The sequence below is a fragment of the Caulobacter sp. Root1455 genome, from assembly GCF_001426905.1.
Taxonomy (GTDB): Bacteria; Pseudomonadota; Alphaproteobacteria; order Caulobacterales; family Caulobacteraceae; genus Caulobacter.
The window spans coordinates 17791-41251 of sequence record NZ_LMFQ01000011.1; the positions used below are offsets into that span (position 1 = coordinate 17791).

20 protein-coding genes are annotated in these 23461 nt (G+C 69.0%); 9 read left to right on the forward strand and 11 right to left on the reverse strand.

Translation table 11 applies throughout. The features are described 5' to 3' along the window. Window positions 1-172: 172 nt before the first annotated feature. Window positions 173-2353 (forward strand): catalase/peroxidase HPI, encoded by a 2181-nt coding sequence (gene katG, locus ASD21_RS07210; RefSeq protein WP_056438810.1) that lies wholly within the window; start codon window positions 173-175, stop codon window positions 2351-2353. Window positions 2354-2434: 81 nt separating this feature from the next. Here the strand turns inward: katG and ASD21_RS07215 are convergent, their stop codons facing one another. Both ASD21_RS07215 and ASD21_RS07220 read right to left on the reverse strand, forming a co-directional pair. Continuing rightward, window positions 2435-2761, reverse strand: coding sequence for an ArsR/SmtB family transcription factor (locus tag ASD21_RS07215; RefSeq protein WP_056438815.1), 327 nt, complete (start codon window positions 2759-2761; stop codon window positions 2435-2437). Beyond that, the gene (locus tag ASD21_RS07220) at window positions 2761-3429 is read right to left on the reverse strand and encodes an SRPBCC family protein (protein WP_056438818.1); all 669 of its coding nucleotides are present in this window, start codon (window positions 3427-3429) and stop codon (window positions 2761-2763) included. Before ASD21_RS07220 ends, ASD21_RS07215 begins: the two co-directional genes overlap by 1 nt. Before the next feature lie 167 nt (window positions 3430-3596). On the opposite strand from ASD21_RS07220, the gene ASD21_RS07225 reads away from it, so the two are divergent. Beyond that, window positions 3597-5114: a globin-coupled sensor protein gene (locus tag ASD21_RS07225; protein WP_056438821.1), complete on the forward strand. Its 1518-nt coding sequence runs from the start codon at window positions 3597-3599 to the stop codon at window positions 5112-5114. Window positions 5115-5211: 97 nt separating this feature from the next. After that, window positions 5212-6771, forward strand: coding sequence for a tryptophan halogenase family protein (locus ASD21_RS07230; RefSeq protein WP_056438823.1), 1560 nt, complete (start codon window positions 5212-5214; stop codon window positions 6769-6771). 182 nt (window positions 6772-6953) lie between these two features. Here ASD21_RS07230 and ASD21_RS07235 read toward each other — a convergent pair whose 3' ends face one another. After that, window positions 6954-8327 (reverse strand): cation:proton antiporter, encoded by a 1374-nt coding sequence (locus ASD21_RS07235; protein ID WP_056438825.1) that lies wholly within the window; start codon window positions 8325-8327, stop codon window positions 6954-6956. A 205-nt stretch (window positions 8328-8532) separates the two neighbouring features. On the opposite strand from ASD21_RS07235, the gene ASD21_RS07240 reads away from it, so the two are divergent. Together ASD21_RS07240 and ASD21_RS07245 are read left to right on the forward strand one after the other, a co-directional pair. Continuing rightward, complete coding sequence (locus tag ASD21_RS07240) at window positions 8533-8787, forward strand: type II toxin-antitoxin system Phd/YefM family antitoxin (protein ID WP_056438827.1); 255 nt, start codon at window positions 8533-8535, stop codon at window positions 8785-8787. Then, window positions 8787-9284 carry a type II toxin-antitoxin system VapC family toxin gene (locus ASD21_RS07245; protein WP_056438830.1) on the forward strand — a complete coding sequence of 166 codons (498 nt, stop codon included), beginning with the start codon at window positions 8787-8789 and terminating at the stop codon, window positions 9282-9284. Before ASD21_RS07240 ends, ASD21_RS07245 begins: the two co-directional genes overlap by 1 nt. Window positions 9285-9340: 56 nt before the next feature. On the opposite strand, the gene ASD21_RS07250 is transcribed toward ASD21_RS07245, so the two are convergent. The 4 genes from ASD21_RS07250 to ASD21_RS07265 are packed head-to-tail and all read right to left on the reverse strand — an operon-like array spanning window position 9341 to window position 15329. Then, complete coding sequence (locus ASD21_RS07250) at window positions 9341-12541, reverse strand: efflux RND transporter permease subunit (RefSeq protein WP_056438834.1); 3201 nt, start codon at window positions 12539-12541, stop codon at window positions 9341-9343. 2 nt (window positions 12542-12543) lie between these two features. Further along, window positions 12544-13710, reverse strand: coding sequence for an efflux RND transporter periplasmic adaptor subunit (locus tag ASD21_RS07255; protein WP_156398309.1), 1167 nt, complete (start codon window positions 13708-13710; stop codon window positions 12544-12546). Then, the gene (locus tag ASD21_RS07260) at window positions 13707-14951 is read right to left on the reverse strand and encodes a TolC family protein (RefSeq protein ID WP_056438837.1); all 1245 of its coding nucleotides are present in this window, start codon (window positions 14949-14951) and stop codon (window positions 13707-13709) included. Before ASD21_RS07260 ends, ASD21_RS07255 begins: the two co-directional genes overlap by 4 nt. A 51-nt stretch (window positions 14952-15002) precedes the next feature. Further along, complete coding sequence (locus tag ASD21_RS07265; protein WP_056438840.1) at window positions 15003-15329, reverse strand: hypothetical protein; 327 nt, start codon at window positions 15327-15329, stop codon at window positions 15003-15005. 229 nt (window positions 15330-15558) lie between these two features. On the opposite strand from ASD21_RS07265, the gene ASD21_RS07270 reads away from it, so the two are divergent. Next, window positions 15559-16548 (forward strand): GlxA family transcriptional regulator, encoded by a 990-nt coding sequence (locus ASD21_RS07270; RefSeq protein WP_056438842.1) that lies wholly within the window; start codon window positions 15559-15561, stop codon window positions 16546-16548. Window positions 16549-16593: 45 nt separating this feature from the next. Here the strand turns inward: ASD21_RS07270 and ASD21_RS07275 are convergent, their stop codons facing one another. Next, window positions 16594-17805, reverse strand: coding sequence for a cytochrome-c peroxidase (locus tag ASD21_RS07275; protein WP_056438913.1), 1212 nt, complete (start codon window positions 17803-17805; stop codon window positions 16594-16596). A 14-nt stretch (window positions 17806-17819) separates the two neighbouring features. After that, window positions 17820-18218, reverse strand: a complete 399-nt coding sequence (locus tag ASD21_RS07280; RefSeq protein WP_162250216.1) for a FixH family protein — start codon at window positions 18216-18218, stop codon at window positions 17820-17822. A 486-nt stretch (window positions 18219-18704) separates the two neighbouring features. Between ASD21_RS07280 and ASD21_RS07285 the strand changes: the two genes are divergently transcribed. Beyond that, window positions 18705-19112: a hypothetical protein gene (locus ASD21_RS07285; protein ID WP_056438852.1), complete on the forward strand. Its 408-nt coding sequence runs from the start codon at window positions 18705-18707 to the stop codon at window positions 19110-19112. A gap of 32 nt (window positions 19113-19144) precedes the next feature. Next, window positions 19145-20359 (forward strand): DJ-1/PfpI family protein, encoded by a 1215-nt coding sequence (locus ASD21_RS07290; protein WP_162250217.1) that lies wholly within the window; start codon window positions 19145-19147, stop codon window positions 20357-20359. 129 nt (window positions 20360-20488) lie between these two features. Here the strand turns inward: ASD21_RS07290 and ASD21_RS07295 are convergent, their stop codons facing one another. Then, on the reverse strand, window positions 20489-21832 hold the full coding sequence (locus tag ASD21_RS07295) for an MFS transporter (RefSeq protein WP_056438858.1): 1344 nt from the start codon (window positions 21830-21832) through the stop codon (window positions 20489-20491). Beyond that, complete coding sequence (locus ASD21_RS07300) at window positions 21829-22374, reverse strand: hypothetical protein (protein WP_056438862.1); 546 nt, start codon at window positions 22372-22374, stop codon at window positions 21829-21831. Before ASD21_RS07300 ends, ASD21_RS07295 begins: the two co-directional genes overlap by 4 nt. 131 nt (window positions 22375-22505) lie before the next feature. Between ASD21_RS07300 and ASD21_RS07305 the strand changes: the two genes are divergently transcribed. Continuing rightward, window positions 22506-23405 (forward strand): LysR family transcriptional regulator, encoded by a 900-nt coding sequence (locus ASD21_RS07305; RefSeq protein WP_056438865.1) that lies wholly within the window; start codon window positions 22506-22508, stop codon window positions 23403-23405. The last annotated feature ends 56 nt before the right edge of the window (window positions 23406-23461 follow it).

Consider the following 23461-nt stretch of genomic DNA (forward strand, 5'->3'; position numbering starts at 1 on the left):
CAGTTTGCGCCGTGCGCTGACCTTAGCCGGCGACCCGATCGGCGCCTCGCCCCCGCCCTGAGTGGCAGCGCCTATCGTGATGATAGGAACAATCAATTTTACCTATCGGTGGATCGAGGTTGACTAGGCCGCGTCGGGTTCGAGCAGCCATAAGCCAACCGGAGGAACAGCGATGGATGGGAATGTCGAGGGCGGCGTTCAAGGTCAGTGCCCCGTGGGACACGGCCGCGGCAGAGGCAACCGCGATTGGTGGCCCCAGAACCTTAGTCTCGAAAGCCTCAACCAGCATTCGCCGCGATCCGACCCGATGGGCGAGGCGTTCAACTACGCCGAGGAATTCAAGAGCCTCGACCTCAAAGCCCTGATCGCCGACCTGAACGCCCTGATGACCGACTCTCAGGATTGGTGGCCCGCCGACTTCGGCCACTACGGCGGTCTTTTCATCCGTCTGGCCTGGCACAGCGCCGGCACCTACCGCATCAGCGACGGGCGCGGCGGCGCGGGCGGCGGGCAGCAGCGCTTCGCGCCGCTCAACAGCTGGCCCGACAACGCCAACCTCGACAAGGCGCGCCGGCTGCTCTGGCCGATCAAGCAGAAGTACGGCCGCAAGATCTCCTGGGCCGACCTCTACGTGCTGGTCGGCAACGTCGCCCTGGAGTCGATGGGCTTCAGGACCTTCGGCTTCGGCGGCGGCCGGGCCGACACCTGGGAGCCTGAGGAGCTGTATTGGGGGCCGGAGGGCAGCTGGCTCGGCGACGAGCGCTACAGCGGCGAGCGCCAGCTGCACCCGGCGCTGGGCGCCGTGCAGATGGGGCTGATCTACGTCAATCCCGAAGGCCCGAACGGCAATCCCGACCCGGTGGCCTCGGCGCGCGACATCCGCGAGACCTTTGCGCGCATGGCCATGAACGACGAGGAGACCGTCGCCCTGATCGCGGGCGGCCATAGCTTCGGCAAGACCCACGGCGCCGGCGATCCTTCGTTCGTCGGACCCGAACCCCAGGGCGGCGAGATCGAGGACCAGGGCCTGGGCTGGCGCAGCAAGCACGGGACCGGGATCGGTCCGGACGCCATCACCGGCGGCCCGGAAGTCATCTGGACCCAGACGCCGACCCGTTGGAGCAACCACTTCTTCGAGAACCTCTTCAAGTTCGAATGGGAGCTGCATGAGAGCCCGGCCGGCGCCAAGCAATGGCGGGCCAAGAACGCTCCGGCCGACATTCCCGACGCCTATGACGCCTCCAAGAAGCACGTGCCGCGGATGCTGACCACGGACCTGGCCCTGCGGTTCGACCCGGCGTACGAGAAGATCTCGCGCCGCTTCCTCGAGCATCCCGACCAGTTCGCCGACGCCTACGCCCGCGCCTGGTTCAAGCTCACCCACCGCGACATGGGGCCCAAGCCGCGTTACCTGGGTCCCCTGGTGCCGCGGGAAGACCTGATCTGGCAGGACCCGATCCCGGCCGTGGACCACCCGCTGGTCGACGCCCAGGACATCGCCGCGCTGAAGGCCAAGATCCTAGCCTCCGGCCTTTCGGTGTCCGAGCTGGTCAGGGCCGCCTGGGCCTCGGCCTCGACCTATCGCGGCTCGGACAAGCGCGGCGGCGCCAACGGGGCGCGGATCCGTCTCGCCCCGCAGAAGGACTGGGAGGTCAACGATCCGCCCGTCCTGGCCAAGGTGCTGAGCACGCTGGAGGGCGTCCAGAAGGACTTCAACGCCTCGGCCGCGGGCGGCAAGAAGATCTCCCTGGCCGACCTGATCGTGCTCGGCGGCGCCGCGGCGGTCGAGAAGGCCGCCAAGGACGCCGGCACGCCGGTGGATGTTCCCTTCACGCCGGGACGCATGGACGCCTCGGCCGAGCAGACCGACGCCGACTCCTTCGCGCCGCTCGAACCCCTGTCCGACGGCTTCCGCAACTATCGCCGCGACGTCACGCAGTTCATGGCGCCCGAGGAGGCCCTGGTCGATCGGGCGCAGCTGCTGCGTCTGTCCGGACCGGAGCTGACGGTGCTGGTCGGCGGCCTGCGGGTGCTGGGCGCCAACGCCGGCGGCTCCAAGGCCGGCGTGTTCACCGATCGCCCGGGAGTGCTCACCAACGACTTCTTCGTGAACCTGCTCAACATGGGCACCACGTGGAGCCCCACGGCCGTCAACGCCTTCGCGGGCCATGACCGCAAGAGCAGCGAGTCGCGCTGGACCGCCACGCGCGTCGACCTGATCTTCGGCTCGCACGCCGAACTGCGGGCCTTCGCCGAGGTCTATGCCTGCGCGGACTCGGGCGAGAAGTTCGTCAAGGATTTCGTGAAGGCCTGGAACAAGGTCATGAACGCCGATCGCCTGGATCTGAACTGACGATTGGTCCCGAAACCGCCATCGAGGCCAGCGCGGGGCGCCGTTGAAAAGCGGCGCCCCGACTTCGTCAGGCGAGCCTGTTTATTTCCGATCCCGCTTTCCGCGCGCGATCTCCGTGGCCAGGGCGTCCAGCTTGTGGTCCCAGAAGCGGCGGAACGGGTCCAGCCAGGCGTCGACCTCCTGCAGCGGCGCGGCGTCCATGGCGTAGATTCGTCGCTGGGCGTCGGCGCGCACGGTGGCGAAGCCGCTGTCGCGCAGCACCTTCAGATGCTGGGAGACGGCGGGCTGGCTGATCGCGAACTCCTTCTGGACGACCGCGACGATGTCGCCCGAGGCCAGCTCGCCCGCCGACAGCAGTTCCAGGATGCGGCGGCGGACCGGGTCGCCGAGGACGTCGAAGGCGTGCATCAGTCGCGCTTGCCCTGGCCCTCGCCGCCGCCGGTGTAGAAGGCGGTGGTGCGGTCGGCGGCGGCGCGGGCGGCCTCGGGGTCCGTGCCGAACGCGATCGCGGCCTCGGCCCAGGCGTTGCTGGCCGCCGCGCCGAGGGTCTTGCCGTCGCCCTGGGTCAGCCAGACGGCGGCGTCGCGGGCCGTCGCCGGGGCACCGCCGGTCTCCAGATGCTCGGCCAGGCCCAGCAGCGACAGGTCCCAGCCGACGCCCACCGCGCCAGGGCCGAACTGGTCCCAGAAGCCCAGGAACTGCTCGTCCTCGTGGGCGATGTGTTCGAGCCGCAGCCTGGTTTCGCCTTCGCCTTCGGCGGTCAGGACGACGATCACCCAGCTGGTCTGCCCGCGCATTTCCCAGGTCACCGCCAGGCGTCTGGGCGCGTCGCAGTCTTCGATGACGCCGCCGGCGTTGCCCTGCAGCTGGTAGCGGCCGCCCAGGCGCAGGTCGCCGCTGATCGGCATGAACCAGCGCGGGATCCGCTCGGGGTTGGTCAGGGCGTCCCAGACGTCGTCGACGTCGGTGGGATAGGTGCGGTCGGCGATCACCACGCGGGCGGTCTTGCCTTTCCATTCGCGGCTTTCGACCTTGCGCCGCACGGCGCCGACAAGACGGTGAGCGTCGAATGTCATGCGATGTCCTCCGGATCGGTTGGGTTTTTATATAAGTCTCATCTTATATAAGATTCGCCCTATGCGCAAATGCCGCGCGCCGGTCCGGGGCCGCGCTTCAATCTCGGTTAACAAATTCCCGTCACGGCTGTTGGCCTAATGGTTTTCTGTGACTCGGGGCCCGCCGCATGAGCGACAAACACCAGCTCGATCAACGTTTGAGCTTCATGCGGTTCGACCAGCGGTCGCGATCGGCGCTGCAGGCGGCCAAGCCGGCGCTGGACGAGGCCATCCCGGGCGCGCTGGACAGCTTCTACGAACAACTGCGCGGCTTCGCCGAAACGCGCGCCCTGTTCAAGGACGGACGAGGCGACGGCGCCCAGGCCCGGCAGGTGGCGCACTGGCGGCGGATGCTGTCGGGCGACCAGGGCGCGGACTACGTGGCGGCGGTGGAGCGCATCGGCCAGTCCAACGCGCGCGCCGGTCTCGAGCCGCGCTGGTCGATCGGCGGCTACGCCCTGGTGTTGGACAAGCTGATCCACGCGGTGCTGGGCAAGCGGGTCAAGAGCGGTCCGTTCGGCGGCGGCAAGGCCGACAGCGCGGCGGCCGATCAGGTCTCGGCCCTGGCCAAGGCGGTGTTCCTCGACATGGACCTGGCCGTCTCGGCCTATTTCTCGGTCCTGCTGGAAGAGCGCGACCGCCTGGAGGCCGGGCGTCAGGCGGCCGAGCAACAGCAGGCCGCCGCCGTCGCCGCCCTGGGCGTGGCCCTGTCGCGACTGGCGGCGGGCGATCTGTCGGTGCGCATCGAGGGCGCGCTGTCGCCCGAGTTCGAGCGCCTGAAGACCGATTTCGACAACGCCGCCGCGGCGCTCGACAAGACCATGAGCGCGGTGTCGCGCGGCGCCATGGGCATCCGGACCGGAACCGACGACATCGCCCGCGCCGCCGACGACATGGCCGAGCGCACCGAGCAGCAGGCCGCGACGCTGCAGCAGACCGCCGCCGCGGTCGAGCAGCTGACCGCCACGGTCGAGCAGACCGCCAAGAGCGCCAAGGCCGTCTCGGCCCAGGTCAGGGAGGCGGCCGACGACGCCCAGGCCTCGGGCGTGGTGGTGACCCGCGCCGCCGAGGCCATGACCCAGATCGAAGCCTCCTCGGCCAAGGTCTCGCAGATCCTCGGCGTGATCGACGAGATCGCCTTCCAGACCAATCTGCTGGCCCTGAACGCCGGGGTCGAGGCGGCCCGGGCCGGCGACGCCGGCCGCGGCTTCGCCGTGGTGGCTCAGGAAGTGCGGGCCCTGGCCCAGCGCTCGGCCGAGGCGGCCAAGGAGATCAAGACCCTGATCGTCGATTCCAGCCGCCAGGTGGGCGAGGGCGTCGATCTGGTCGGCAAGACCGGCGCGGCCCTGCGCGGCATCGTCGAGAAGGTCGGCGTGATCGACACGCTGGTCGACGAGATCGCCGCCTCGGCCAATGAGCAGGCCTCGGCCCTGGGCCAGGTCAATGTGGCGGTCAACCAGCTCGACCAGGTGACCCAGCGCAACAGCGCCATGGTCCAGCAATCGACCGAGGCCGCCCACGCCCTGCGCGCCGAGGCGGCGGACCTGTCCAACCACGTGGGCGGCTTCCGCACGGGTTCGATGCGCGAAAACCCGGCGCACCAGGTCCGCGAACGCGTGGCGGCTTCCGGGCGACCGGGTCGGTAGAGGCGCCGAACATCGATCGGGGGCGGGCGCACGCGCCTGTCCCCGTCCGCTGAACTTTGCTTTCCGCTTTTGCCGCTGAGGGCGCTATCAAGGCGGCATGGATCGTAGACGAAGACTCCTGATCGTCGGGGGCGGCACGGCCGGGTGGCTGACCGCGGCCTATCTGGCCAAGTCCCTGCGGGTGGCCGAGCAGGCGCACCTGGAGATCACCCTGCTGGAATCGCCCGACGTCGGCATCATCGGCGTCGGCGAGGCCACGTTCCCGACCATCCGCACCACCCTGCGGTTCCTCGGGATCGACGAGGCCCGGTTCATCCGCGAGACCTCGGCCACCTTCAAGCAGGGCATCCGCTTCAACGACTGGGCCTGGGCGCCGACCGACAGCGGCGAGCGCCACCAGTACTTCCACCCGTTCGAGGCCCCGTTCTCGACCGACGGCGCGAGCCTGGCGCCCTACTGGCTGCTGCAGAACGAGGCGACGCGCGCGCCGTTCGCCGAGGCCATGACCATCCAGGCCCGGGTCGCCGACGCCCAGCGCGCGCCCAAGCGGCCGCACGAGGGCAACTTCTCCGGGCCCCTGAACTACGCCTACCACTTCGACGCCGCCAAGCTCGCCCAGGTGCTGGCCGAGCGGGCCCGCGAGCTGGGGGTGCGCCACCTGCAGGGCCTGCTGACCGGCGTCGAGCTGGACGCGACCGGGGCCATCGACCACGTGATCTGCGCCGAGCACGGCCGCCTGGACGCCGACCTCTATATCGACTGCACCGGCTTCCACGCCGAGCTGATCGGCCAGGCCCTGAAGGCTCCGTTCAAGTCGGCGCGGCCGATCCTGTTCGCCGACCGGGCCCTGGCCTGCAAGATCCCCTACGACCGCCCCGACGCGCCGATCCAGAGCTTCACGATCGCCACCGCCCACGAGGCCGGCTGGACCTGGGACATCGGCCTGAACGGCGCGCGCGGCGTCGGCACGGTCTATTCCAGCGACCACATCGACGACGACCGGGCGCAGGCGATCCTGCGCGGCTATGTGGGGGAGGGCGTGGAGATCGCGCCCCGGGCCCTGTCGTTCGAGGCCGGCTATCGCACCAAGCAATGGGTCAAGAACTGCGTGGCCGTGGGCCTGTCGGCGGGGTTCCTGGAACCGCTGGAATCGACCGGCGTGGTGCTGATCGAGGCGGCGGTGGCGATCATCGCCGAGCTGTTCCCGCACAACGGTCCGATCAGCGCCCCGGCCTTCCGCTTCAACGAACTGATGACGGCCCGCTTTGACAACATCATCACCTTCCTGAAGCTGCACTACTGCCTGAGTCAGCGGACCGAGCCGTTCTGGCGGGAAAACGCCGACCCGGCCTCGATGCCGGAGCGGCTGGTCGACCTGCTGGAGCAGTGGCGGTGGCGTCCGCCCACCCGCTACGACTTCATCCTGGATCTGGAGACCTTCGCCTTCTTCAACTACCAGTACATCCTGTACGGCATGGGCTTCAAAACCGACCTGTCGCCGGGGCGCAGCGAATTTCCGGACGTGGCGGCGGCCGACAAGCTGTTCGCCAAGATCAAGAGCTTCGGCGAACGCGCCACCCACGACCTGCCCAGCCACCGCGACCTGATCGCCCAGATCAACCGCTTCGGCTTCGACCGTTCGCTGGAACCGGCCTGAAGGGGCGCGTTCACGGGTCCTGAAAGGCCGTCGTGGTGAGGAGCGGACATCAGAGGGAAGGTGCTCAGCGACTGCATGGCGCCAGAAAATGTCCGCACTCGGCCGGTAGCCTTCACGCCCCCCCAAAAAAAAGCCCTCGCTCCGGCAGGGGAGCGAGGGCCTAGGGAGGCGACTTCGGAGGTTTAGGCGGCGGCTTTCGCGATCACGCCGTCGACGGCGTCCAGCTCGCCGGATTCCCGGGCCTTCTTGCCGTAGACCATCTCGAACAGCGGGCTGGCCATGACCGTGGTGATGATGGCCATCAGCACCAGCATCGAGAACAGCGTCGGGCCGATGATGCCCTTCTGCAGGCCGATGTTGATGATGATCAGCTCCATCAGGCCGCGCGAGTTCATCAGGGCGCCGATGCCCATGGCGGTGGCGTGGTTCTCGCCGGTCAGGCGGGCGGCGGCGTAGCAGGCGCCCCACTTGGCCAGGATCGAGCAGGCCAGGATGCCCAGGGCGATCAGCAGCAGGGTGGGCGAGTTGACCATGTCCATCCGGGTGTTCAGGCCCGAATAAGTGAAGAACATCGGCAGCAGCAGGATCACCGCCAGCGGCTCGACCTTCTTCTTCAGTTCCTCGACCAGCTTGCCGCGGGGGATGACCACGCCGAGGATGAAGCCGCCGAAGATGGCGTGGATGCCCACGGCGTCCATCAGGAAGGCCGAGACGCAGAAGGCCAGCATGACCAGGGCCAGCACCGTGGTGCTCATCTCGCCTTCGCGTTCGACCATGCGGCCCAGAGGCGCCAGGATCCTCGGGCCGAAGGTCGTGACGAACGCGACCCAGGCGAGGCCGCCGCCGATCGCGAGGAAGGCCACGCCGGGGCCGCCGCCGAAGGTGGCCAGCACCACGGCCAGCACGCACCAGGACACCGCGTCGTCGAAGGCGCCGGCGGTCAGAGACAGCGTGCCCAGCGAGGTCTTGGCCAGGCCGCGCTCATTGATGATCCGGGCCAGCATCGGGAAGGCCGTCAGGGCGATGCAGGCGCCCATGAACAGCGTCGCCGCGCCCTGACCGATGGTCGGGGCGAACAAGCCTGGAACCTTCAGCAGGAACGGCGTGATCAGGGCGGCGATCAGGAACGGCGCGGCGATGCCGGCGAACGACACGCTCATCGCGCTCTTGGCCTTGGCCTTGAAGTGGTCGGCCTGGAAGCTGGTGCCGACCATGAACATGTAGAGGCCCACGCCCAGCTGGGCGCCGACATACAGGATGTTCTTGGTTTCCTTGGGGAACAGCATCGTCTGGAAGTCGGGGAACAGCAGGCCCAGCAGGGACGGGCCCAGCACCACGCCGGCGATCATCTCGCCCACGACTTGCGGCTGCTTAAGGACCTTCTGGCCCAGCCAGCCGACCACGCGGCAGGCCAGTATGATGACGGCCAGTTGCAGGAAGAAGTGCACGCTGAAGTCGCCGGGCGTGTAGCTGTGCGCGGCGACCTTGGTGGCCGGGCCATGCGGCGAGAGAATGCCCCCCGCCGTGGCGATGAGGCTCGAAATGATGTCGGACACGCGTGTCCCCCCTGTTGAATCCCTTCGGCGTTGACCGCCGTTGAGCTCAAGCCGCGCAGAGTTGGGTTTTCGAGACAAGGCCAAAAAGCGTTTTTGACACCGGCGCGCAGAAGATTGTTTTTGCTAGCTAATTTCCTGTTGCCCGAACGCCACAATGTAGTAACGTGCCTACAAGACAGCCTTGTCAATGTAGGTACGTAGGCACATGAAAGTCATCTCGAGCCGTGACTTCAATCAGGATGTCAGCCAGGCCAAGCGGGCGGCGCGGATCGAGCCGGTGTTCGTCACCGACCGCGGCAAGACCACCCACGTGCTGATGAGCATCGAGACCTATCGCAAGCTGTCGGGCCAGAGCGAGACGATCGTCGACCTGCTGGCCATGGCCGCGCCGGTCGCCCTGGACGTCGCCGAGGTCCGGTCGGACGAAGCCTGGGATCGGCCCATGGGTCGGCGAAGCTGATGTACCTGCTCGACACCGATATCGTCTTCGAGCTGCGCAACGCCAAGACCGGCGGGACCGACGCGGGCCTGGCCGGCTGGGCCGCCGGCGTGGCCCGGTCCAGCCTGTTCATTTCGGCGATCACCCTGCTGGAGCTGGAGACCGGCGCGGCGCGGGTCGAGCGCAAGGACAAGACCGCGGGCCTGGCCCTGCGGACCTGGCTGAACGATCAGGTCGCCGGCGCCTTCGAAGGGCGGGTCCTGCCGGTCGACGCGGCCGTGGTGCGCGGGCGCGCCCGGCTGCACCTGACCGACACCCGCGACGCCCTGCTGGCGGCCACCGCCCTGGAGCACGGCCTGACCCTGGTCACCCGCGACCTTTCGGCCTTCAAGGTCAACCGGCTGAAGCTGTTCAATCCCTGGGGCTACAAGCCCGAGGCCGTGGACGACAGCGAAGACTGGGGCCTGGCGGCGAAGGCGGGGTCGCAGTGGCTGCGGAACATCTTCGTGCGGGGGTGAGGGGGAGTCGACTTGGCGCTGATGAAGTCAATCGACTGGGTTTGGCGCGTTTTCGCTTATGGCTGAGGTGATCGGCTACACTGTGCGACGTGGTCGCCCCGCATCCACCCTCGCGCCGCCAGCCACACCGCGAAGACCGGCAGGGCAAGCAAGGTCAGCGCGGTCGAGGTCAGCAGGCCGCCGATGACGACGGTGGCCAGCGGTTTCTGCACCTCGGCCCCTGAACCGATCGCGACCGCCATGGGCAGGAAGCCGAGCATGGCGACGAGAGCGGTCGTCAGAACCGCCCGAAGGCGGCTGACAGTGCCGGTGACCACCGCCTCGACCGGCTCCAACCCGATCGCCAGCCGTTGCTTGATGCTCTGCATCAGCACCAGGCCGTTCAGCGTCGCCACGCCCGACACCGCGATGAAGCCGACAGCGGCGGAGATCGAGAACGGCGTGCCGCGCAGGGCTAGGGCCACCGCACCGCCGACCAGGGCCAGGGGAACGCAGGCGAAGACCAGGGCCGCCTCCGCCGCCGAGCCGAGGGCGAAGTAGAGCAGGATCACGATCACCAGGAAGACGACCGGCACGATCACCGCCAGGCGCGCGGAGGCCCGCTCCAGGTTCTCGAACTGGCCGCCCCAGTCGAGCCATGAGCCGGCGGGAAGCGGAACCTCCTCGCGCACGGCGGTCTTGGCGTCGGCGATGAAGCCGCCCAGGTCACGGCCTCGGACATTGGCCTGGACGACGATGCGGCGCTTGCCGTTCTCGCGACTGATCTGGTTGGGGCCTTCGGTGGCGTCAAATCGGGCCAGGCTCGAGAGCGGGATCGCCGCCGTGCCGGGCGGCGCGCCCTCGGGCATGACCGGCAGCTGGCCCATGACAGCCGGATCGTTGCGCCGCTGCTCGTCCAGGCGGACGACGACATCGAACCGCCGGTCACCTTCAAGGATATGCCCGGCCTCACGTCCGCCAAGGCCGATGGCCAGGGCGTCGGCGGCGTCGCTGGCGTGAACGCCGAGGGCGGCGGCGGCGGTGCGGTCCACCGTGGCCGTGATGGTCGGCTGACCGGAGACCTGCTCGACCTTCACGTCGGCCGCGCCCCGCACGCCGCGCAGCGTCTTGGCGATCTTCTGGGCGGTCTGATCCATGACGGCGAAGTCGTCGCCATAGACGCTGACGGCCACGTCCGAACGGACTCCCGCGATCAACTCGTTGAACCGCATCTGGATGGGCTGGGTGAACTCGTAGGCGTTGCCCAGGTGCTGGCCCAGCGCGCTCTCCATGCGCTCGACCAGCTCGGCCTTGGGCAGGCGCGGATCGGGCCAGTCCTTGCGTGGCTTGAGGATGACGAAGGTGTCCGAGGCGCTGGGCGGCATCGGGTCCGAGGCGATCTCGGCGGTGCCCGTGCGGGTGAACACCAGGGCGACCTCCGGCATGGCCGCCAGGGTCTTCTCGACCCGGAACTGCATGGCCTGGCTCTGCTCCAGCGAGATCGACGGCACGCGCGAGGCCTGAACCATCAGGTCGCCTTCGTCGAGCGTGGGAATGAACTCGCGGCCTAGGCTCAGAAAGGCGACGACGCCGATCAGAAGCGCCACGCCCGCGCCCGCCGCCACCGCGACGGGCCGTGCGACAAGGCGGCGCAACGCAGGTTCGAACCGTGCGCGGGCGGCTGTCATGAGGCGGGTCTCGCTATGCCCCTTCGGGTCGCCGATCAGCAAGGCCGCCATCGCCGGCACGAAAGTCAGGGATAGCAGGAAGGCTCCGGCCAGGGCGAACATCACCGTCGCGGCCATGGGGCCGAACATCTTGCCCTCGACCCCCTCGAAGGCCAGCAACGGGGCGTAGACCATCAGGATGATGGCCTGGCCGAAGGCGGCGGGCCGCGCCATCTCGCGAGCCGAGGACGCGGCTATCTCGATCCGCTCGCGGGCGTCCAGAGACCGCCCCAGTTCGCTCCGCCGGAGCGTCAGGCGGCCCAAGGTGTTCTCGATCACCACCACCGCGCCATCGACGATCAGGCCGAAGTCCAAGGCTCCCAGGCTCATCAGGTTTCCGCTGATCCCGAACCGCCGCATGGCGATGGCTGCGAACAGGAACGACAGCGGGATGATCAGGGCGGTGATGATCGCCGCCCGGATGTCGCCCAGGGCCACGAACAGCACGGCGATGACCAGCAGCGCGCCGAAGGCCAGGTTGTGCTCGACCGTGCGGATGGTGGCGTCCACCAGGTCGGTGCGGTCCAGCACCGGCTTGACGACCACGCCCGCTGGGAGGCTGGCGTGGATGTCCTTCAGGCGCTCGCCCACCCGCGCGGCGACGGTGCGGCTGTTCTCGCCGGCCAACATCAAGGCCGTGCCGATGACGACCTCGCGGCCCGCCTCGCTGGCCGAACCCAGGCGCGGGGCCTGGCCGACGACGACGGTGGCGACGTCGGAGACGCGGACCACCGCCGAGCCGCGCCGCCCGACGGGGGTCTCGGCCAGTTCGCCCAGGGTCTTCACTCGGGCATCGGCGCGAACGATATAGGCCTCGCCGCCGCGTTGGACGTAGCCCGCGCCTTCGACGCGGTTGGCGTGCTCCAGGGCGTCGATCAGTTGGGGCAGGCTGATGCCCAAGGCCGACAGCTTGGCCGGATCGGGTTGGACGACATACTGCTTCACGTAGCCGCCAAGCACATCGACGCCGGCCACACCCTTCAGCGTCTTCAGCTGCGGTGCGACGATCCAGTCCTGCACCGTGCGCAGATAGGTGGCCTTCTCGATGTCGGAGGTCAGGCGGTCGCCCTCCGGGGTGACATAGACCGCGCCAGGGCGCGCCGCTGGACCCGACAGTTCGACCGTCCAGATATAGACCTCGCCGAGCCCCGTGACCGGCGGCCCCATGCTGGGCTCCAGTCCGTCAGGCAGGGTGGCGCGGGCGGCCTGGAGGCGCTCGTTGATCAGGTTGCGCGCGAAATAGAGGTCGGTGGCGTCGGTGAAGACGGCGGTGATCTGCGAGAAGCCGTGACGCGACAGCGAGCGGGTCTCGACGAGGCCAGGGATGCCGGCCAGCGCGGTCTCGACCGGGAAGGTGACCTGGCGTTCGACCTCCTCCGGGCCGAGGGCGGGCGCGATGGTGTTGATCTGCACCTGACGGTTGGTGATGTCGGGAACAGCGTCGATGGGCAGACCGGAGAGTTGCGCGCCGCCATAGGCCAGCAAGGCCGCGGCCAGCAGGGCCACGATCCAGCGGAAACGGACGGAGAGGTCGATCAGGCGTGCGAGCATGGTCAGTCCTCGTGTCCCGCTTCGCCCTTGCCGAGTTCGGCCTTGAGCAGGAAAGCGCCTTTGCCGGCGATGCGCTCGGCGCCGGTCAGGCCGCGCAGGATCTCGGTGGAACCGGCGGCGACGCGGCCGGGGGTCACGGGCTTGGCGCGGAAGCCGCCGGCCTCGACCACGAAGACGACTGGGCGGCCCTCGACCGTCTGGACGGCCTCGCTGGGCACGATGATCGCGCCGCCTCCCTCCGAACTAGCGCTTGCCCCCGTCATCACCCGCGCGGAAACGACCGACCCGGCGGGTGCGGTCCTGCTCGACGGCGTCGCCCGGACGGTGGCGGTGTTGCCCCCGGACGCACCGGGAGCCACGGCGCTGATGGTCGCCGGGGCTTCCTGGCCGTCAGGGGTCTGGACGTGGATCATCTGGCCGAGCCGGATAGAGCGGGCGGCGGCGGCGGGGGCGTCGAAGACGTATTCGGCACGGCTCTGGTCGGCGACCTCGGCGACAAGCGCGCCCTGGGTGAGGAAGCCGCCGACCTGGGCCTCGATCCGCGTCACGACCCCGGCGATGGGGCTGCGCAGGACAGTGACGCCGTCGGCTCCCGGCTGGCCCATGGCGCGAACCTGGGCCTGGGCGGCGCGATAGTCGGCCCGCGCCTTGTCGGCGGCGGCTTGGCTGGCTTCCCAATCCTGGCGGGCGACGACACCGGCGTCGAACAGGCGGTGATCGCGGCTGGCGGCGGCCTGGGCGGCCCTTACCCCGGCTCCGGCGGCGTCGAGGCTCGCGCGGCCAGAGGCGGCGTCGGCGCTGCGCAAGGTGGCGATGGGCGATCCGGCGGCGACGTTGGAGCCGGCCGAGACGTGAACCCGCTCCACCGTGCCCGACACCGGCGCGCCCAGGGCGGCCAGGGCGTTGGCGGCCAGGGTCACGCGCCCGGGCAACAGGATATCCGCGCCGCCGCCGCGTCCTGGCGTGACAACGGAGACCCCGGCCGCGGCCGCGTCGGCGAGCTTCAGCGGCACCAGGTCCGTTGCGCCGTGCTCCTCGTGCTCCGCGCCCTCCTCTTCATGGGCGGGCGCGGCCGAACGGCTCTCGACGAATTGGGAGGCGCCGTAGCCGAGGCCGGCGGCGGCGATAAGGGCGACCGCCGAGGCGATGACGGAGCGACGAGCGATCACGGTTGATCTCCGAAGGGAATAGCGCCCTGGGTGCGGGCGAGGTCGGCGAGCGCCTTGACGCGCGCCAGCTTGGTGTCGATGACCCGGCCGCGCGCGGCGATCAGGTCGCGGCGGGCGGCGAGCAGTTCGGATAGCGGAAGGCGGCCGGCGTCGTAGCCGATGCGGTCCAGGCGATAGGCCTCGGACGCCGCGTTCTCCGCCTGCCGGGAGGCTTCCAAAGTCTGACCCGCGGCGGCGACCTGGGCGGTCGAGGCGCGGCGGTCGCCATCTTGCTCAGCCTGCGCCACGGCCAGCCGAGCCTGGGCGGCCTGCGCGTTGGCGGTGGCGGCCGCGACCGCCCCTCGGTTGCGGTCGAACAATGGCAACGGGGCGGAGATGCCGAAGACGGCCGCCGTGGAATCGTCGCCCTGGAACTGGCGTACCCCGAAGCTGACGGCCAGATCGGGAACGCGACGGGCGCGCTCCATGGCGATACGACGCTCGGCGGCGTCGCGCTCGGCGCGGGCGGCCGCGATGGCCGGGCTGAAAGCCGCCCCCGTTGGCGGTGTCGCTGGTGCGGCGTCCAGCAGACCGCCGGTGACGGCGGTGTAGGTCTCGGGGGAGCCGGTCAGCGCGCTCAGGCGGGCCAGGGTCGTCTCGGCTTCAGCCTGGGCGGTGGCCAGATCGGCGCGCGCCGTGGCCAGCCCGGCGTCGGCCTGGACGGCCCGAACCTGGGCCTCCTTTCCATTGTCCACGAGGAGGCGGGCGGCCCTGGCATCGGCCTGGGCCAGATCAACGCTGTCCCTGGCGATGGCGAGGCGTTGCTGAGCCGCCTCGGCGTTGGCGTAGGCGAGCGCCAGATCACGAGCAAAATCGACCTGCCCCAAGGCGGCGCGCGCCTGGGCGACGGCGAGATCAGCCTGAGCCGCCGAGATCCGCGCCGCGCGCTTGCCACCCAGTTCCAGCGGCTGCTCGATCGACAGGGTGGTCTCGGCGCTGTCGAAGTCCTTGTAGGGACCGGACCCGGCGGCGTTCTCGACCATCAGGCCAAGGGTCGGGTTGGGGCGAGCGGCGGCCTGCGCGGCCTGGCCCTCGGCCACCCGCGTCTCGGCGGCCCCTAGCGCCAGGCGCGGCGCGGAGGCCTGGGTCTGTTTCAACAGGGCGTGGAACGTCGGTGCTGTCTGAGCCGCGACGGACGCGCAAAACAGGCTGGAAGCGACGCAGGCCAAGGCCGCGCGCAGCGACCATCGGTTCGATGACATGAGGATTCCTCGCGAAGGATGGACGACAGCGCGCGAAATGCGCGCAGGCCGTCAGGCGCGAGGCGGTCGGTCGGGGCCGGAAATGGTTCGCGAGGCGAGCGCGTGGGCAGATGTCATCGCGTGCTGGGGGGCGACGGGAGCCAGGGCGGGAACCGCCGCGACCGGTGCGTCGAGCATGGCCCCGCCGTGGTGGCAGTGGCCGCTCACGCAGCAGGCCGCCTCACAAGGCGCGCCGTGATCCTGAGGAGCGCCCTGGACGGCCTGGACGATGACCGCGCCCGTCTCGACACTGACGATGGCGGCGTCATTCGCGCACAGGCAAGTCGCCATGCTGACCGTGGGGGCGACGACGAGCAGCGCGAGGACGCAGGCGGCCATAAGGCCACCCAGGTTCCGCCACCATGTCATCGTTCGACGCATGGTCGTTCTATAGCTTCGGGCGGCGAACTTGAGAACGCGTTACATGATCACACCGCGGGAAGGGGCTGGGCCCCCGCGGCGCGGTCTCGGCTGAACGTCCGGATGCCGGAGCGGCCTCAGAGTCCGCTCCTGGCGCCGAGGAGCCCAACGAGCTTGCGCAAACGTCGCATGAGCCGCACTTTCCGCCATGCCTGCCTTCCCAACCCCTCCACGCAAGATCGCCATCGTCGGCTATCGCGGCGCGCAATCGCTCGATCTCAACGGACCTTTCGAGGTCTTCGCCATGGCCAACCGGTTCGGCGATGTCACCGCTTACGAGCCGATCCTAGCCTCGCCTCACGGCGGCGAGATCGTCTGCAATTCCGGACTCAGCATCACCGGTTCGGTAGCCTTCGCCGATCTTCCCGCCGACCTCGACACGATCCTGGTCGCGGGCGGGGACGAGGACGGTCTGCTGGGGATGCGCGACGCCGGCGTGCTCGAATGGCTGACGGACCGGGCACGATTCACGCGACGCATAGGCAGTGTCTGCTCCGGCGCGTTCGTTCTGGCCGCGGCGGGGATGCTGGACGGTCGGCGCGCGACCACCCACTGGGAAGTCTGCGACGAGATGCGCGCTTTTCGACCGGCCGTTAGGCTGGAGCCGGATGCGATCTTCGTGGCCGATCCGCCGTACTACACGTCCGCCGGCGTGACCGCCGGCATCGATCTTTGTCTGTCTTTCGTGGAGGAGGACTGCGGACCCGAGCTGGCGCTGGCGATCGCCCGCAATCTCGTCCTCTTCATGCGCCGGCCGGGCGGGCAGACCCAGTATAGCACCGGCCTCAATGTGCAGGTCGCGGCCACGCCGAAACTGCGCACCCTGATCGCCGAGATCAGCGCCGATCCGAGCGGGGACCGGACACTGCCAAGCCTCGCCGACAAGGCCGGCATGACCGAGCGGACCTTCAGCCGCGTCTTCCACAAGGAGACCGGAACAACGCCGGCGGCGTTCGTGGAAATGGCCCGGGTCAACCGCGCCAAGGCCTTGCTGGAAACCTCCGATTGGCCGCTGGCGCGTGTGGCGGATCGCTCGGGCTTTGGCAGCCTCGACGCCCTGCACCGGGCCTTTCACAAGCGGGTCGGCGCGACCCCGGGCGACTATCGCGCCAGGTTCGGCCGCCATCAGCGTCAGTAGGGCGCGGACGGGATTTGGGGCTCGCTCGAAAGGTCGGCGCCATGATCAACCGTGCGGGGAGGGGGCGGGCTGTTCGTCCAGCGTGCGAAGGAATGCGACGATCTGCCGGCGTTCATCGGCGCTGAGCCGGAGCGGTTTGATCTCCGACGCGCCGTCGGGCGCGCGCGGCGCGCGGCTATAGTGGTCGACAACCTGCTCCAGGGAGGAGAACTGCCCGGCATGCATGTAGGGCGCGCGCTGTCCCACCCCGCGCAACGAAGGGACCTTGTAGGCTCGAACCTGGCCGGGATTGTCGATGACCGCGAACTCCAGTTCCTCGCAACCCGCGGGGGCGTCGCTGTAGACGCCCTTGCAGTTGAAGGGATCGGCGACCGCCGCGCGCACGCCGGCGGCGCGCCCCAGATCGCGAGGCAGATCCGGATGGGCCGGGACGCCGGTGTTGGCGAAGCCGTGGTTGGAGAGCAGGGGACCGTTGTGGCAGTTCGCGCATTGGCCCTTTCCGATGAAGAGCCGCAGGCCGGCCAACTCGTCGGGTGACAGCCGCGCATGCGGATCGGGCGCGCCGAAGACACCGGCCAGATAGGCGTCGAACCGGCTGGGGCGAATCTTCAAGGTCCTCTCATAGGCGGCGACGGCCTTGCCAAAATTGGCGTAGACGCGGTTGATCAGGATCTGGTCGGCGTCCGACATTCCCTCCCAGGCCGCCTTGGCCGCTGGATCGCCGCCCGGAGCGGCCCGGAGAGGAAATCGGTTGCGATCCGCCAAGTCCGGCAGCGGCCCAAAGAGGCGCTCGTAGGCGTCGGAATAGCGCGCGGCGAGAACCCGCGCGACCTCGGTGCGGGAAAAGCCATGCTCAGCCGGGTTCTCCACCGGCCCCAGGGCCTGGGCCCACAGGCTGTCGGCGCGCCCATCCCAGAATTGCCAGGGCGAATAGACGGCCGGAGCGATCGGCATGGTGCGGCGGTTTCCCGTTCCGACGCCATGTCCGGTGGGCAGGGCGTCGGTGAAGGCGTGGCCGGGCTGATGGCAGCTGGCGCACGAGACCTGGCCATTGGCGCTCAGGCCCGTATCGGAAAAGAGCGCACGGCCCAGGTCAGCGGCCTTGGCATTGTCGGCGACCTTGTTCGAGGGATCGGGGGGAGGCGGCTTCAATGCGCCGATCCAGAGGCCCCGCAGCGTCTTGAGGTCCGCCGCGGACCAGGTCGGCTCGGCCGCCGCGACGAGCGCCAGCGCCGTCGCCAGGGTCGCGCCCATCATGATCCAGGGGCGGCTCACAGGACCATATTGAAGGTGATGCGGTCCGTCCGCCCATCCGGCGCCTTGATCGACAGATTCAGCACCCACCAACCCGTCATCGAGAACTTCATGCCGCTGATCAGGTAGTCGCCGGGCGTGGCGGCGGACGCGGCGCGCGGCGCGGTCGGCAGGCCGTGGTGATGCTCGGGCATGCCGCCGTCGATGGCGATGACCGCGCCGCTGACGGGAAGGCCGGCCTGATCGGTCAGGTGAACCGTCCACGGATGCACGCGCGACAACGGGATCGGCGCGACCTGGCTTTGGATCCGAACGCGGAAGACGCCCCGGTCACTGGGGCGATCCAACGATATGTTCAGATCCCTGGGTTTCGCCGCCGCCACACCACCCGCGAGCACGACGGCCAGCAGAGCCACGCCTCCAAGGACGCGATAGGCGAGAGATCGACGGTTTATGCGAGCGAATTGGGGCATCTGGGTCTCCCGACATCGAGTGTGGGATGCAGCGGATCACGGAGCGTTCCTGTCCTAAATGACAAGATTGTCGCGATTTTCGCCAAACAGCAGGCCCTCGGCTTGGTCGGAAATGGCGTGGCGGAAAATGCGGCTCATCTGACATTTAAGCCAAGCGGGGCGCGGGCTAGGGTGATGGCGTCCACAACCGAACAAGGAGTATTCAAGATGCCTGCCCAATGCCCCTGCGAGCCCTGCGGCTGCGAAAATTGCGCCTGCGGATGCGGTTCCAACTGCAAGTGCGGCGAAAGCTGCGCCTGCGGTGCGCCCGCGACCGCTGACCAGTCCGCCTAGCCGAAGCGCGAGGTTCGAAGTTCCCGAGCTTCGAACCTCCGTCCCGGGGCTCATTCGCGGGCTCCGCCGCTTTCGGCAAGGGTCGAGGGAACGCTCATGGAATATCTCTTCGGAGCAGGCCTGGCCCTGGGCGTGGGCGTCTTCGCCACCGTTGTCGGTTTCGATCGCGGTCGGGCGTTCTATCCGGTCGTCCTGATGGTGATCGCGTCTTACTACGACCTCTTCGCCGTGATGGGCGGCGCTCAGGCGCTTCCCGCCGAGACCGCGATCCTGGCCGTGTTCGTCGCCCTGGCCGTGGTCGGTTTCAAGTCGAACCTGTGGCTGGTCGTGGCCGCGCTGCTTGGCCACGGGATGTTCGATCTCGTGCATCCCACGCTCGTCGAAAATCCGGGCGCGCCGGCTTGGTGGCCGATGTTCTGTCTCGCCTACGACGTCGCGGCCGGCGGCTATCTCGCCGCGCGGCTGCTATCGCCGTCGCCGTCGCGTCTGGAGGCTCGTCCCTAGCCGGAACGGATGTGTCCGCGTCGATGCGGAGCATGATTGAGATGGCCGAATTCGCGACGGAAATGACATTTCCGCCATTTGTCGCCAGCCTATGGTTCGCGCCTCATAGCCCCCCGGAGTCTTCGATGCGCAAACCTGTCCTCTCCGTCGCCTTCGCGGCCCTTCTTGCTTCAGCCTCCTCCGGCATGCCCACAGCGCCCGCCGCGGCCGCCCCGCTCGCCGTCCAGGCCGATGCGGTTCGATCCGTGATCGTGTTGCCCGCGCCCAAGGCCGGGCGGACACGGCCTCTGGTGGCCGTGGTCGCGGACTCGGCCGGGGCGGAGACCACTGACTTCCTGATCCCCTACGGCGTCTTGAAGGACTCCGGCGTCGCCGATGTGGTGGGCCTCTCCACCGCCGATGGGCCGCTGCAGTTGAAGATGGCCGTGAAGATTCGACCCGATCAGACGACGGCGCGGTTCGACGTCGCGCAGCCGGCGGGCGCCGACATTGTCATCGTGCCCGCTCAACTTCATCCCAAGAGCCCGGCGCTGGTCGACTGGATCCGAAAGCAGGCCGCCCAGGGCGCGGTCATCGTCTCGATCTGCGAGGGCGCCCGGGTCGTGGCGGCGGCGGGCCTCCTCGACGGCAAGCGGGCGACGACCCACTTCGCTGCGCTTGAACAGCTCGAGAAGGCCTATCCAAAGACCACCTGGGTGCGCGACCGCCGCTGGGTGCAGGACGGCCGCGTCATCAGCACCACCGGCGTCTCGGCGTCCATCCCCGCTTCGTTGGCCTTGATCGAGGCGATCGCTGGCCGCCAGGCGGCCGAGGCGACGGCGGCGCGACTGGGAGCCGGTGACTGGAGCCCGCGCCATCGCACCGCCGAGTTCAAGGTCGAGCGATCCGACTATTTCGTGGGCGTGGCCAATCTCGCCGCCGTCTGGAAACACGAAACGGTCGAAGCTCCGCTCCAGGCCGGCGTCGACGAGATCGCGCTGGCGCTCCAGGCTGATGCATGGCGTCGCGGCCTGCGCACGAAGGTCGTCGTCGCCGGCTCTGGCCCGGTCCGGTCTCGCCACGGCCTGACGATCCTGCCGGACGCGCCGCACAAGGCCGATGCCATCGTGCTCACAACCCCCGCCGGCGGCTCCGCCGCGGTGTTGGATTGGACCTTGGCCGAAATGACCCACCGTTATGGCCCCGAAACGGCGCGCTTGGCTTGGCTGGGGATGGAGTACGGCCGCGAAGACGGCGCGCGGCGCTAGAGATCGCCAAACGACGGCGCGAGCGGAAAGTCAGCTTTCCGCTCCGACCCAAACGTCCGCTCCTGGCGTTGCGACGGCCCCCTGAAGGAAGCTTTATGGCCTTCACGCCTTTTCCAGCAGCGCATCGCTTCAGGCCGGGTGCGCCTCGCGCTCTGTTTTATGAAGTGTGCTGAGCAGGCCGGCCGCCAGGGTCAGGAGGGCGCCAATGGCTAGCCCGATGCGCGGGGCGGCGTCGAGCGTGAGCCGGCTGAACAGCAGCGTCATGACGACAACCCCCGCTGTCTGGCCGGTCAGACGCGCCATGGATTGCAGACCACCCGCCGCACCGCTGCGCTCCATCGGCGCCGAAAGGAACATGTTGCGGTTGTTGGTTACCTGGAAAAGTCCAAAGCCGAGCCCGCAGAGCATGACGATGGGCACGATCGTGACAGGCGCCTCGGCCAGCGGCCAGGCGGACGCCGCGAGGAGGCCGGCGGATAGCAAGGCGCAGCCGGTGGCGCACAGCAGAGCCGTCGTGGAGGGCTTTGCCATGCGCCCGGCCAGCGTCGCGGACACAGCGGCCATCAGCGGCCACGGCGTGATGTAGAGGCCAGCCTCCAGGGGGCTGAGACCAAGGCCGTGCTGGAGGTAGAAGGGAAGGGCGATGAGCCCCGCGCCCTGGCCGATGAAGCAGCAGGCCGACGCGATGACGGATCGGCGGAACGATGGCGCGCGAAGGAGATCGAGCGGCAGGAGCGGAGCGGCGTGGGACGCTTCGCGCCGGATCAGCGTCGTCAGGCCCAGTACGCCCCCGGCGAAAGCGACCACGGCTATGGCCGGCGCCTTCACGATCATTTCCGCGCCGACGATCAGCAGGCCGAACGCGCTCATGCTCAGGGCCAGGCTCACCCGCTCCAGGCGACGCGCCGAGCCGGGCGCGAGCGGGAGGGCGTTGGCCGCTGCAAGCACCAAGAAACCCAGCGGCAGATTGATGGCGAAGAGCCAGGGCCAACTCGCCAGGGACAGGACGAGCGCGCCGACCGTCGGACCCGCCGCGGATGTCAGGGCGACCACCAAGGCGTTCCAGCCGATCGCCACGCCCAGCCTGTGCGCTGGGACGACGGTCCGCAGCAGCGCCACGCCGAGCGACATGACCGCCGCGGCGCCCAGGCCTTGGGCCAGGCGGGCCACCACCAACCACGCCAGGTTCGGCGCGATCGCGCAGAGGCCGGAAGCCACGGTGAACAGCGCCACGCCGCCGATGAAAACCCGGCGGTGGCCCAGGCTTTCGCCGAGCGCCGCGCAGGGCAGGAGCGCCATGACGAGGCCAGTCTGGTAGGCCGTGACGACCAACACCGCCGCGGCGGGCGAGACGCGCAGGTCGCGAGCCAGGGTCGGCAGCGCCACGTTGACGATCGAGGCGTCCAGCACCACGAGCATCAGCGCCGTCAACACCGAGGCGATCGCCAGCGTCGAGCGACCGCGCCCTGTCATGGACGGGCGATCCGGAACACGCCGTCCTGATCGGCGTAGCGGGTGATCCGGCCCTCTTGCTTGTCTTCGACCTGCAGGTCGCGCTCGGTGAAGCGGAAGAGCAGGGCGGGGCCGGTCCTGCAGTGCGTGTCGTGGATATCGCTCGGCAGGTAGGTCATGGCCGTTCCAGGCCGAACCAGGGTCGTGTCCCGTTTGACAAGGCGTACCTGTCCGTCCGGATCCGCGGTCCGGCCGTAGCTGCCCATCTCGACGTCGCCGCTTTGGACGCCGTACAGCACCCAACTACGCCCATGGTCATGAGGCCGGCGATAGAGGCCCTCCTGCTCGGTATGAGCCAGGAGCACAAAGCCATGGTCGGGATCGCGATAAAGCTCCTGACTGGCCGGCTTTTCGTTGAGCAGCGCGGCAAGCCAGTCCTCGGTCGGGGCGGCGTGCAGCAGGGCCCGCAGATGGCCCCGGCAATCGGCGATCAGGTCGCTCGAAAGCGGACCCCAGCTGGCCCGGACATCGGCGATAAAAGTTTGAAGCGAGTTCCTGTGCATCGGCTTTCCTCTCGCGCCGAGAGCGGCGTTCGATGAAAGCTAGCGCTGGCCAAGGTGTGGCGGAACGCGCACGAATTTCACTGATTCATTGCGTTTGACGCCATGTCATGGGCGGGTGTTACTGTGCGCGAATGCAGATTCCGGACCTCAACCTTCTGGTGGCGCTGGACGTGCTGCTGGCCGAGGGCAGCGTCACGCGAGCGGCCTCGCGCCTGCGACTCAGTCCCTCGGCCATGAGCCGCGCCTTGGCGCGCTTGCGAGAGGTGACGGGCGATCCCCTGTTGGTGCGGGCTGGGCGGGAGCTGGTCCCCACGCCCAGGGCGATTGAGCTTCGTGACCGCGTCGCCCAACTTGTCCAGGACGCGCAGGCCGTGCTTCGACCGGTCGAAGCGCTGGACCTCCGGCAGATGCGGCGCGCCTTCACCCTGCGCACCAGCGAAGGCTTCGTGGAAACCTTCGGCCCGGCGCTGATCGGGCGCCTGGCTGTCGAGGCGCCGGGCGTCCAGCTGCGTTTCGTTCAGAAGCCCGACAAGGACAGCAAGCCGCTGCGCGACGGTCTTATCGACCTCGAGACGGGCGTGGTGGAAGGCGATACGGGGCCCGAACTTCGCACCCAGGTCCTGTTTCGCGATCGTTACGTCGGGATGGTGCGCCAGGGGCATGAGATAACGACGGGCGCGATGACGCCGGCGCGCTATGCGGCCGCGCCCCATGTGGCCGTATCGCGAGATGCGCTCGCCAAGGGCCTCATCGACGACGCTCTGGCGCGTATCGGCGTCGTCCGCGAAGTGGCCACGGTCGTGGGCGGCTTCGCCACCGCGATCTCACTGGCGAGGTCGGCGGGCTTGGTCGCCACCGTGCCTGAGCGTCATACGCAGGGACTGAGAGACGGTCTCGTCAGCTTTGAACTGCCCATGCCTGTCCCCGAGTTTTCGGTGTCGATGCTCTGGCACCCACGCATGGACGCCGATCCAGCTCATCGCTGGTTGCGCGGGCGCGTGCGGGAAGTCTGCGCAGATCCGGCTGGCTAGGTCCCTGGGGGTCGAACTCGCTCGTACCTCTAGCGGTCTGGCGCAGGACGGTCATG

Coding starts and splice junctions, on each gene's coding strand:
- ASD21_RS07285 (WP_056438852.1), top strand. CDS start 18,705: ATGGAATATCTCTTCGGAGCAGGCCTGGCCCTGGGCGTGGGCGTCTTC.
- ASD21_RS07260 (WP_056438837.1), bottom strand. CDS start 14,951: ATGTCATCGAACCGATGGTCGCTGCGCGCGGCCTTGGCCTGCGTCGCT.
- ASD21_RS07265 (WP_056438840.1), bottom strand. CDS start 15,329: ATGGCCGCCTGCGTCCTCGCGCTGCTCGTCGTCGCCCCCACGGTCAGC.
- ASD21_RS07275 (WP_056438913.1), bottom strand. CDS start 17,805: ATGATGGGCGCGACCCTGGCGACGGCGCTGGCGCTCGTCGCGGCGGCC.
- ASD21_RS07245 (WP_056438830.1), top strand. CDS start 8,787: ATGTACCTGCTCGACACCGATATCGTCTTCGAGCTGCGCAACGCCAAG.
- katG (WP_056438810.1), top strand. CDS start 173: ATGGATGGGAATGTCGAGGGCGGCGTTCAAGGTCAGTGCCCCGTGGGA.
- ASD21_RS07230 (WP_056438823.1), top strand. CDS start 5,212: ATGGATCGTAGACGAAGACTCCTGATCGTCGGGGGCGGCACGGCCGGG.
- ASD21_RS07270 (WP_056438842.1), top strand. CDS start 15,559: ATGCCTGCCTTCCCAACCCCTCCACGCAAGATCGCCATCGTCGGCTAT.
- ASD21_RS07300 (WP_056438862.1), bottom strand. CDS start 22,374: ATGCACAGGAACTCGCTTCAAACTTTTATCGCCGATGTCCGGGCCAGC.
- ASD21_RS07305 (WP_056438865.1), top strand. CDS start 22,506: ATGCAGATTCCGGACCTCAACCTTCTGGTGGCGCTGGACGTGCTGCTG.
- ASD21_RS07250 (WP_056438834.1), bottom strand. CDS start 12,541: ATGCTCGCACGCCTGATCGACCTCTCCGTCCGTTTCCGCTGGATCGTG.
- ASD21_RS07225 (WP_056438821.1), top strand. CDS start 3,597: ATGAGCGACAAACACCAGCTCGATCAACGTTTGAGCTTCATGCGGTTC.
- ASD21_RS07295 (WP_056438858.1), bottom strand. CDS start 21,832: ATGACAGGGCGCGGTCGCTCGACGCTGGCGATCGCCTCGGTGTTGACG.
- ASD21_RS07290 (WP_162250217.1), top strand. CDS start 19,145: ATGATTGAGATGGCCGAATTCGCGACGGAAATGACATTTCCGCCATTT.
- ASD21_RS07240 (WP_056438827.1), top strand. CDS start 8,533: ATGAAAGTCATCTCGAGCCGTGACTTCAATCAGGATGTCAGCCAGGCC.
- ASD21_RS07220 (WP_056438818.1), bottom strand. CDS start 3,429: ATGACATTCGACGCTCACCGTCTTGTCGGCGCCGTGCGGCGCAAGGTC.
- ASD21_RS07215 (WP_056438815.1), bottom strand. CDS start 2,761: ATGCACGCCTTCGACGTCCTCGGCGACCCGGTCCGCCGCCGCATCCTG.